Origin of the sequence: Staphylococcus sp. HMSC067F07 (genome assembly GCF_001837405.1) — a bacterium.
Classification (GTDB): domain Bacteria; phylum Bacillota; class Bacilli; order Staphylococcales; family Staphylococcaceae; genus Staphylococcus; species Staphylococcus capitis.
The window spans coordinates 125817-135857 of sequence record NZ_KV832221.1 but is presented as its reverse complement, the minus strand read 5'-3'; the positions used below and the strand labels follow the sequence as shown (position 1 = coordinate 135857).

Here is a 10041-nt window from a genome sequence, read left to right as displayed (position 1 = left end):
TTTTGAGCAGAACCGAAAAGCGAGCAAAACTGTTCTTTAGTTTTGACGAGAGTTTGAGAGTTTCTGCCGAAAAACCTGCTCACTGAAGCCCGTCTATCATTCCTGCAACACTCAGTACAATAACGTTCATCATAAACGACCACTCCCCGAAACAGAGTGGTCGTTTCTTTATGCTATAACGAAGCGGTCAAAAAATGATATTCCACGACACTAATTATTCATAAACTGACAATTGGCACACACCTCTTAAAATTGGTATAGTATAATATAAAGGAATTTTAGAGAACGTTTCGTTTCGAGAATTCATATTTAGAATCAACACACCTCGAAACCTCATTTATAACTCACATTAACGTGCAAAAAAGTAAAATAAAACTTAAGAACTACTAGAACCAAATGCACGTCTCACCCGTACCGCACAAACAATTCTCAAACAAATACAGATTGTACATATTAGAAAGGATGAAGTCGCTTGATACGTATGAGTGTATTAGCAAGTGGTAGTACAGGTAACGCCACTTACGTAGAAAGTGAGAAAGGTAGCCTACTTGTAGACGTAGGTCTAACCGGCAAGAAAATGGAAGAGCTATTTAGCCAGATTGATCGAAATATCAAGGATCTAAACGGCATTCTAGTCACACATGAACATATCGACCACATCAAAGGACTTGGAGTTCTCGCACGTAAATATAACCTTCCAATTTATGCAAATGAGAATACATGGAAAGCCATTGAAAAGAAAGATAGCCGAATCCCAATGGATCAGAAATTCATCTTCAATCCATATGAAACGAAATCTATCGCAGGATTCGATATCGAGTCATTCAACGTCTCACATGACGCGATTGACCCACAATTCTATATTTTCAACAATAACTATAAGAAATTCACGATACTGACGGACACAGGCTATGTGTCAGACCGTATGAAAGGCATGATTCGTGGTAGCGATGCATTCATGTTCGAGAGTAATCACGATGTTGATATGTTACGCATGTGTCGCTATCCTTGGAAGACGAAACAACGAATTTTAAGTGATATGGGACATGTGTCTAACGAAGATGCTGGTCTCGCTATGACAGACGTCATCACAGGTAACACGAAGCGTATTTACCTATCTCACTTATCTCAAGACAACAACATGAAGGATCTTGCTCGTATGAGTGTCGGCCAAGTGTTAAATGAACATGATATTGATACTGAGAAAGAAGTACTTCTCTGCGATACGGATAAAGCTCAAGCTACACCAATTTATACTTTATAATTGAATAACAGTAAGACACCTGACCTACTTAAGTATCTTTCTTAAGTAGGTTCTTTTTTTGAAAATATTCTGTGGAAAAGTAATGAAAAATGAGGAAAATAATACGTAAGTTAGTCTTAAAAGTAGGTTATATATATGCTATAAATGTAATTATTGAGTTTAGACACCCTCAAAGTTATCCACTAAAATGTCCATAGTTATCCAGTATTGTGTACAATACACACAAAAATACCCACATTATACACAGAGTTATCCACAAAATAACAGGTTATTACACAGGAAATGTGTATAAATCTCAAAAATAATTAAGAAAGTATAAATATTATTGTTATAATAAGAGGGAATAGTGTGCACAAGTGAATAATTTGTGGATAAATCATACATATTTACATGGAGGATAAAATGAAAATTACAATCCTGTCAGTAGGAAAACTAAAAGAAAAATATTGGAAACAAGCAATAGCAGAATATGAGAAACGACTAGGACCTTATACCAAAGTTGAAATTATAGAAGTTCCAGATGAGAAAGCCCCAGAAAATATGAGCGACAAAGAAATAGAACAAGTAAAAGAAAAAGAAGGCCAACGACTACTCGCCAAAATCAAACCACAATCCACAGTCATCACATTAGAAATACAAGGTAAAATGTTGTCATCAGAAGGATTAGCCAAAGAATTACAAACACGTATGACCCAAGGACAAAGCGATTTTGTTTACGTCATAGGTGGATCAAATGGCCTACACCAAGATGTCTTAAACCGCAGCAACTACGCACTCTCCTTCAGCAAAATGACCTTCCCACACCAAATGATGCGAGTAGTCTTAATCGAGCAAATCTACCGCGCCTTCAAAATTATGCGTGGTGAAGCATATCATAAGTGATGCGGTTTTTTCACATGAATTTAAATATATTATCGATTGAGCTTATTTATTTCTTCATTAGAATTGATTGTCAATTATTAGTTGCCATTGCTATTATAAAACTAAGTTCTTTTAATTAAAGAATTATTTTCATCTTTTAATGATAAAGGAGAATAAAATGGACAAAAAATAAGTGCATTTAATAAATTAATTAATCAAATAAATGATACTGCTGGTAATAATCAAAGAGAAAGAGGTACTTTATTTGAAAAACTAGTGTTAGCGTACTTAAAAAATGAACCAACTTATAAGCAGCTATATTCTGATGTTTGGCTATTAAATGAAGTCCCTGATCATTTTGGGATACCAAAAAAAGACACAGGAGTTGATTTAGTAGCTCTACAAAAAACTGGTGAACTTGTTGCTATACAAGCTAAGTTTTATAAAGAAAAAATTGGGAAATCTGAAATAAATTCTTTTGTTGCTGACTTAGGAAAGCATTATTATGATCGAGGGTTAATTATTTCAACAGTCGATGAATGGAATGAAAATGCTCTTAACACAATTTCTTATAATCAAAAAGGTATTGAAATAATAGGTTTAACTGATTTACGTAATTCTCAAATTGATTGGAATGATTTTGATTTTCAACGTCCTGCAAGAGTAAAAACGAAATCTTCCAAAAAATTACGCTTTTATCAAAAAAAAGCATTAGAAAATGCTCTTAAACATTTTAAAAATCATGATCGAGGACAATTGATTATGGCTCCAGGAACTGGAAAGACATTTACTAGTTTGAAAATTGCTGAGGCTCTTGCAAATGTTAATAAAGAACAATACAAAGTGTTATATCTAGTACCTAGTATTCAACTTTTAACCCAAACATTGAGAGGTTGGTACAATGATACTGATTTATCGATAACAAGTATGGCTGTAACATCAGATCGTGATGCTTCACGGGGAGATGACGGAACCGAAGATATTAAAGCAACTGATATAGGTTATCCTGCTACAACTTCATCAAATAAATTGTTGAAAAATTATGATGAAATAAAAGAGAGTAATAGTAAAGATGATTTGTTGGTTATATATAGTACATATCATAGTATAGATGTCATTGCTGAGGCGCAAAAACAAGGATTTCCTGAATTTGATTTAATAATAGCAGATGAAGCACATAGAACTACAGGAGCTCATGAAAATAATAAGGATAGCAGTTTTTTTACAAAAGTTCATGATGAAAAAATTATTCAAGGAGCTAAAAGATTATACCAAACTGCAACACCTAAAATGTATGGTGAAGATGCAAAAAGAAATGCCAAAGAAAAAAGTATAATTATATCATCTATGGATGATGAAAAAAAATATGGTGAAGTATTTTATAGAATGGGCTTTGGCCAAGCAGTATCTTATGGGATTTTAACAGATTATAAAGTTATGGTTTTAGCTATTGATGAAGCCGCAATACAAAAAGATATGCAACGTGCTTTGTCAGATCCAGAAAATGGATTGAATATTGATGATATAGGACGAATTGTAGGTATTTGGAATGGGATGATGCGTAGAAATGGTTATAAAAATCCTAAAAAAAGTAGTTCATTTGATGAAGCACCATTAGAGCGTGCCATTGCTTTTACTCGCACAATCGAGGATTCAAAAAAAGTCTCACACCAATTCGAAAAAGTAGTTAATGAATATCTAGGACATCAAGGGAATCAAAATACGATACATTTATCTATGAAACATGCTGATGGGTCCATGAATGCTCTACAAAAAGGAAATACTCTTGATTGGCTAGCTGATTCTGAGAAACCCAGAAATGAAGCAAGAATAGTTTCTAATGTACGATTTTTAACAGAAGGTATTGATGTGCCATCTTTAGACTCTGTCATTTTTCTAGCACCAAAAAAATCTCAAGTTGACATTGTACAAGCTGTGGGACGAATTATGCGTAAATCTGAAGGTAAAGAATATGGTTATATAATCTTACCTGTAGTAATTCCGACTGGTGAAACTCCAGAAACAGTTTTAGATAATAATAAGAACTATGAAGTTGTTTGGCAAATTATCAATGCATTGCGTTCAGTAGATGAACGCTTTGAGGCTATGATTGACAAAATAAATATTGCTAAACCAAAACAATTAAAAGTGATAGGCGTAGGTAGTGCTCCTAAAGAAAATAATGAAGAGGTTAATACTGATAATAAATCTAAACATGTTAACCATGTACAACCTAAATTTAATTTTGAATGGGAAAAATTTGAGAATGCTATATATGGTAAGATCGTTCAAAAAGTTGGAAATCGTAAATATTTAGAAAATTGGTCAAGTGATGTTGCTAAAATTGCAAGACGTCAAATTGATTGGATTAAAAATAAAATAAAAGATAAGCAAGATCCCATAAAAAAAGAATTTAATAATTTTGTCACTTCATTACAATATAATATTAATGAAAGTATTGATGAGAATCAAGCAGCTGAAATGTTATCACAACATTTGATTACAAAGCCAATATTTGAAGCTTTGTTTGATCAATATAGCTTCGTAAATCACAATCCAGTATCTTTATCTATTGAAAACATTGTTAAAGAACTAGAAAAAGCTGGATTTTCTAAAGAACAAGAAAATCTTCAACCATTATATGAGTCTATTAGAATGAGAGCTGAAGGTATCGAGCGAGCTGAAGATAAACAAAAATTTATTATTTCTCTATATAATAAATTTTTCAAAACAGCCTTTGAATCAACTACTAAACGTTTAGGAATCGTCTTTACTCCTATTGAAGTGGTAGATTTTATTATTAAATCTGTCGATGACGTGATGAAAAAACATTTCAACAAGTCATTAGCGGATGAAAATGTACATATATTAGACCCATTTACTGGGACAGGTACTTTTATAGTACGCATTTTATCTTATTTAAAAGATAAAATAGATACGAAAGAGATTACTTTGTCTGATATTACACGTAAATATATGAAAGAATTACATGCTAATGAAATAGTGTTATTAAGTTACTATATTGCTGCTATTAATATTGAAACAACTTTCGATGACATTAATAAAACGACTCAAATTATATACCTTTTGAAGGTATTGTATTAACTGATACTTTTGATAGTTTAGAAATTGAGGATACATTAGAGGGTATGTATTTTAGTTCTAATAATGAACGTTTAAGGAAGCAACAAAAGTCAGATATCACAATCATAATTGGAAATCCTCCTTATTCTGCTAAGCAAAAAAATGAAGATAGTAATCAAGAGAAAGTTAATTATCCTAAACTAGATAAATCTCTACAAAAAAAATGGATAAAAAGTTCAACTGCAACTAATAAAAATAATTTATTTGATTCTTATATTCGCGCACTTCACTGGTCGGAAAAACGTATTAATGGGAATGGGATAATTGGTTTTATTACAAATAACTCATTTATTGATGGTAATGCAATGGACGGCATGCGTAAATCTTTACTAAAAGAATTTTCAGATATTTATATTCTTAATTTAAAAGGTACCATTCGAGATAAGACAAAAAAACAAAGAAAATTTGAAGGTGGAAATATATTTGATATTATGACCGGTGTAACTATTGTTTTACTAATAAAAGATGAATCACATGTAGGTGAAGGAGTACTTCATTATTTAGATATTGGGAACAATCTATCTAAAAATGAAAAGCTTTCAAGATTAGCTAATTGGTCAAGATTTAAAAATATAGAAGATAAATTTAAAATTATTAAACCTAATGATCAAGGAGATTGGATTAATCAGCGTAATTCCAATTTTAATAGCTTAATTCCTTTAGGAGAAAAGAAATCTGAAAATGCATTATTTATTGATTATTCAGGTGGAATTAAAACTGGGCGAGATGAATGGGCTTGGGGATTTTCTAGAGATAAAGTTAAAAGAACAATGCAACGTAGTATTAATTATTATAATAAACATATTGGTAATACTTCGCTATATTCCAAGGATATAGAAGAGCTTTCTTGGACCCAGTCATTAAAAACAAGATTTGAACGCAAAGAAAAGCAATATTTTGATGAAAACCGTATTTATATCGGTATGTATCGCCCTTTTACTAAGAAATATGTTTATTATAGTAAAGAGTGGGTTGATAGACAGTATCAAATGTCTAAAATATTTCCCGAATCTTACTCTAAAAATATATTAATATCTTTATCTAATAAAACAAAAGGAAAAGACTTTAGTTCATTATTATTAAATGTGTTACCTGATGTTAATAATTTTAGTGGTGGTTCTCAAAATTTACCTATGTATTTATATGATGAATTTGGAAAGTATTCTGCAATTCGAAACAATATATTGGAGAAACTAGATGATTTATCAGAAAATGAAATACTATTTTATGTGTATGGTGTTTTTCACTCAAAAGAATATGCAAACGAATATTTTGATGATTTATCCAGGGAATTTCCTCGTTTACCCAATTTAAAATATAAGAAGAAATATGTTGAAATTGGACGTAAGCTTGCAAATTTACATTTGAATTATGAAAATCAACCAAAATTAGAAAATATTATAATAGATATTAATTATCAAAATCTTGATTATCGAGTTAAAAGAATGAAACACCCGAAGAAACGTAATGAAAATGGAAAATTAGTTACTGATTATTCGACAATAATATTTAATGAATCAATAACTATTAAAAATATACCAGAAAAAGCATATCAATATTTAGTGAATGGTCGTCCTGCTATTGAATGGATTATGAATCAATATCAAATTAATAATGATAGAAAATCTGGAGTTATAGATGATCCTAATGAATTTAGTGATAATCCCAAATATATTTTAAATTTGCTAATTTCTATTATAACTGTTAGTGTCGAAACGCTGAACTTAATTGATGAACTTCCTAAGTTTGAAATGAGTGAATAGTATATAAATATTTTAATTATCAAAAAATAGAAACTAAGTATTTCTTTCCGCAAAGTAAAAGACATTCTGTTTGCAATCATTATTAATGTAAAAAATAAAGATAAGAGCATCCCTCACCGTAAAGTGAAGGATGCTCTAGTTTTATTAGAATATAGTTTTCATTTTGATAGATAATGATTAATAATTGTTTGTAAATCATTGTTAAGTACTGTTGTAATAGAGTCATCATTTATAAACTCTTCATAGATTTTATCAAGTATTTCCTCGTCATCGATGGCTGTGAAATGATGCACCAGACCTTTTACTATTGAAACGTAATCATGCGATGCTAAGCAACTAGCAACCGTTCGCCAGTCTGAGTGTGTGGTTTCATGGTTCATAGATAATCCTCCTTTTATTTCAATGTCCATTTTTGACGTGCTTTAGGATTGAGTGGATGCATGATTTCATTTGTTGCTGGGTTTATAAGCTTTTTGACTTTCTTTTTATGAGGTTTCAACATTTCCATCACTTGCTCAACACGTTCGACAACAACTGGCCGCTTCGCATAAGCACCATAAGCTAGAATCACTGTGTCACTTTCGCTTATCGCTTTCATCAAGTGAATATCTGTGTGCTCATCGTATGGCTCTTTGATATGTTTGAGGTTTTCTGGTGTTTTGATATTAGAGAATAGATTTACAAGATATACAGCACCATATTGTTCAGAATTCGCTAATTGGTTAAGAATTAGAACGGTTGTTAGATCGAGGGAAAGTACGCCATCTAAATGAGGGTACATCGTTATGACGGTACATGTGGGTTTCTTTTCATCCCATGTTTTCTTGAGTAAGTAGCGGTGTTGTTCATCGTCGCTAAAAATGGCTTCTGTGTGTATCGTACTTTTGATTGTATTCATATATCATCACTTCCTTTAGTATTCTTCGGGTAAAAGCATTACATAATAAAAAATGTCCACGTCATCTTCACGAATGACGTAGACTTTCTTAGGTAATGCATTTTGATTTTTTACATAGTTTGTATAGTGATATTCCAATTTGTATGCGGGTTGTTCTTGTTCATGTATGACTGACAACATATTATCATCTTCTTGTATTTTGAAAATGTGTAGGTAATCTGTATGGCCTTGATAATCTCTTTCTTTTACCATATTCCAAAGTAAGATTTGGAGCTCTAGAGATAGTTGTTCACTAATGCCTCTTGTGATGTATCGATTGATTTTCATACTATTTCCCTCCATTCTGCTTTTCTTTCATAATGTCAATTACTTCGTTAATGACTGTAACAGATATTTGTGCCACTTTGATCCAATTATTCATGGTCATTCCCTCCTTCTTTTAGTAGATGTCGTTCATCGATAATCGTATTTTTAGTATCTGTGAGGTATAGAAAATCCATATCAAAATGGTCCAAGTAACCGACACTGATAAGTTGGTTGTTGGCATACATAAGAAATGGATAGATACTTAGCTCATGTAGCTCATCATTATAGTAGGTATAAGTTTCAAGTGTAAGATGCGCAAGTGGAGAATTATTAATAAAACGTTCCGGTAGAATATTTTCTGCCGCTTCCTCCAGTGTTTCACATTCCCATGTTTCATTGTTAGATAATTGGAATAAACGAGTCATATATTGTTTGAGTTCTTGAGTAGTTGTTTTCATATCATTGCCTCCTAGATAGTGTGATAGTGATGTACTTCATATACATCATTGAGATAATATATATTTGATTTGTCATTTATTACTGATCCCGTTTACAATATGAGAAAATTCCATATAAAAAACCGTGATAAACGTTGGTGTAACAAGGAAATCCCGGAATCCCACCTATTTTGACGAACAATCAACTCATTATTTATAAGTATTGATGATAGTGTTGGGTCTCTGCTTCCTTATATATATATTATTTATTTATAAAGAATAACGGGATTTTGGGATTGTGCTTGCACAATCCTTCTGTTTCATGGAATAAGCAAATCCCATTCCTTTCCCGATAAAAAAACATCGTGGGATGTTCTTTAGCAATTTCAATATAAGCTTCGTGTAGTCATGAAAATAATTACGACAATGACTGTTTCATTAGATAAGTGTTATTGAAATTGATAAAGAGAATTCTCAAAAATTTTTAGAAAAAGAAAGAGGAAGTATGTAGATATAAAATAGATTTATTAAATAGTAAGGTATAATGTTTGCGGTAAAAATAAAGACGAAGTGCTGGAATACACTTCGTCGATAATAAGGTAGTTGAAATTTCGATTAATTTAAATTGATCATTTTAAGCCTACAAATTCCTCTAATGTTTCACCAGATTTGTACACTTTTGTCGCCTTCTTTTTTCCTAAATAACGTAAATGCCAAGGTTCATATTGATATCCTGTGATGCTTTCTTTGTTTTTAGGATATCTTATAATAAACCCATAATTATGGGCATTCTTAGCTATCCAGCGTCCTTCCTCAGTTTTACCAAAACTAGTATATAGATTTTTATTTGAATCGACGCCACCAACATCAAATGTAAGACCTGTTTGGTGTTCAGAATAGCCTGGACGTGCACTGTATTTGTCTGCTGCTTTTTTACCATCACGCTTCGCATAATTATTATATAACTTAACTTGTGTAGGATAGCTTCTATATCCACTTATTTTATATAAGTGAATATCATCTTTTTGTGCACCATCAAATAATTGTTTTAAGGCTTTTTGTGCTTTTGGATTTTCACCTGGATTATAAGAGGAGGGTAAATCAATATTTTTGTTTACAATTAAAATTCCATCTGCATACGTCCGACCATCCTTAACAACTTTTCGATGCTTCTTTTGGTTGTTATCGTTATTTTGGGCTTGATTTGTATGTGCAGTTTTACTTTCATTTTTGTCATTGTGGCTTTCAGATTGATGTGAACAAGCTGAAAGTAATAAAGCGCTAGTCATCAATATTACAGATAATTTTTTCATATTAATACTCCTTTTGCTAATACAAAAATATTAAATGCTAAATATAACATAACAT

The 10041-nt window shown here is 31.5% G+C and carries 9 protein-coding genes; 4 read left to right on the top strand and 5 right to left on the bottom strand.

All coding sequences use genetic code 11. From position 1 onward, the window contains the following. Positions 1-481 precede the first annotated feature (481 nt). The 4 genes from HMPREF2706_RS02660 (at position 482) to HMPREF2706_RS12315 (ending at position 7032) form a co-directional block, all read left to right on the top strand. Positions 482-1264: an MBL fold metallo-hydrolase gene (locus HMPREF2706_RS02660; protein WP_030065548.1), complete on the top strand. Its 783-nt coding sequence runs from the start codon at positions 482-484 to the stop codon at positions 1262-1264. Between the two features lie 402 nt (positions 1265-1666). Beyond that, entirely contained in the window at positions 1667-2146 is a 480-nt protein-coding gene (rlmH, locus tag HMPREF2706_RS02655; protein ID WP_030065546.1) for a 23S rRNA (pseudouridine(1915)-N(3))-methyltransferase RlmH, read from the top strand. Between the two features lie 255 nt (positions 2147-2401). Continuing rightward, positions 2402-5230, top strand: a complete 2829-nt coding sequence (locus HMPREF2706_RS12320; protein WP_231098751.1) for a restriction endonuclease — start codon at positions 2402-2404, stop codon at positions 5228-5230. A 44-nt stretch (positions 5231-5274) separates the two neighbouring features. Continuing rightward, the gene (locus tag HMPREF2706_RS12315; protein WP_227489928.1) at positions 5275-7032 is read left to right on the top strand and encodes a type ISP restriction/modification enzyme; all 1758 of its coding nucleotides are present in this window, start codon (positions 5275-5277) and stop codon (positions 7030-7032) included. A gap of 158 nt (positions 7033-7190) precedes the next feature. Here HMPREF2706_RS12315 and HMPREF2706_RS02645 read toward each other — a convergent pair whose 3' ends face one another. The 5 genes from HMPREF2706_RS02645 to HMPREF2706_RS02625 form a co-directional block, all read right to left on the bottom strand. Further along, positions 7191-7412, bottom strand: a complete 222-nt coding sequence (locus HMPREF2706_RS02645) for a hypothetical protein (RefSeq protein WP_049427092.1) — start codon at positions 7410-7412, stop codon at positions 7191-7193. A 14-nt stretch (positions 7413-7426) separates the two neighbouring features. After that, complete coding sequence (locus HMPREF2706_RS02640) at positions 7427-7930, bottom strand: DUF1643 domain-containing protein (RefSeq protein ID WP_049427094.1); 504 nt, start codon at positions 7928-7930, stop codon at positions 7427-7429. A gap of 15 nt (positions 7931-7945) precedes the next feature. Then, positions 7946-8257 (bottom strand): DUF960 family protein, encoded by a 312-nt coding sequence (locus tag HMPREF2706_RS02635; protein ID WP_049427096.1) that lies wholly within the window; start codon positions 8255-8257, stop codon positions 7946-7948. Between the two features lie 86 nt (positions 8258-8343). Continuing rightward, complete coding sequence (locus HMPREF2706_RS02630; RefSeq protein WP_049427098.1) at positions 8344-8694, bottom strand: SAUGI family uracil-DNA glycosylase inhibitor; 351 nt, start codon at positions 8692-8694, stop codon at positions 8344-8346. Positions 8695-9302: 608 nt separating this feature from the next. After that, on the bottom strand, positions 9303-9986 hold the full coding sequence (locus HMPREF2706_RS02625; RefSeq protein WP_002475346.1) for a M15 family metallopeptidase: 684 nt from the start codon (positions 9984-9986) through the stop codon (positions 9303-9305). Positions 9987-10041 lie beyond the last annotated feature (55 nt).

Coding starts and splice junctions, on each gene's coding strand:
- HMPREF2706_RS02645 (WP_049427092.1), bottom strand. CDS start 7,412: ATGAACCATGAAACCACACACTCAGACTGGCGAACGGTTGCTAGTTGC.
- HMPREF2706_RS02630 (WP_049427098.1), bottom strand. CDS start 8,694: ATGAAAACAACTACTCAAGAACTCAAACAATATATGACTCGTTTATTC.
- HMPREF2706_RS12315 (WP_227489928.1), top strand. CDS start 5,275: ATGTATTTTAGTTCTAATAATGAACGTTTAAGGAAGCAACAAAAGTCA.
- HMPREF2706_RS02635 (WP_049427096.1), bottom strand. CDS start 8,257: ATGAAAATCAATCGATACATCACAAGAGGCATTAGTGAACAACTATCT.
- rlmH (WP_030065546.1), top strand. CDS start 1,667: ATGAAAATTACAATCCTGTCAGTAGGAAAACTAAAAGAAAAATATTGG.
- HMPREF2706_RS02660 (WP_030065548.1), top strand. CDS start 482: ATGAGTGTATTAGCAAGTGGTAGTACAGGTAACGCCACTTACGTAGAA.
- HMPREF2706_RS02640 (WP_049427094.1), bottom strand. CDS start 7,930: ATGAATACAATCAAAAGTACGATACACACAGAAGCCATTTTTAGCGAC.
- HMPREF2706_RS02625 (WP_002475346.1), bottom strand. CDS start 9,986: ATGAAAAAATTATCTGTAATATTGATGACTAGCGCTTTATTACTTTCA.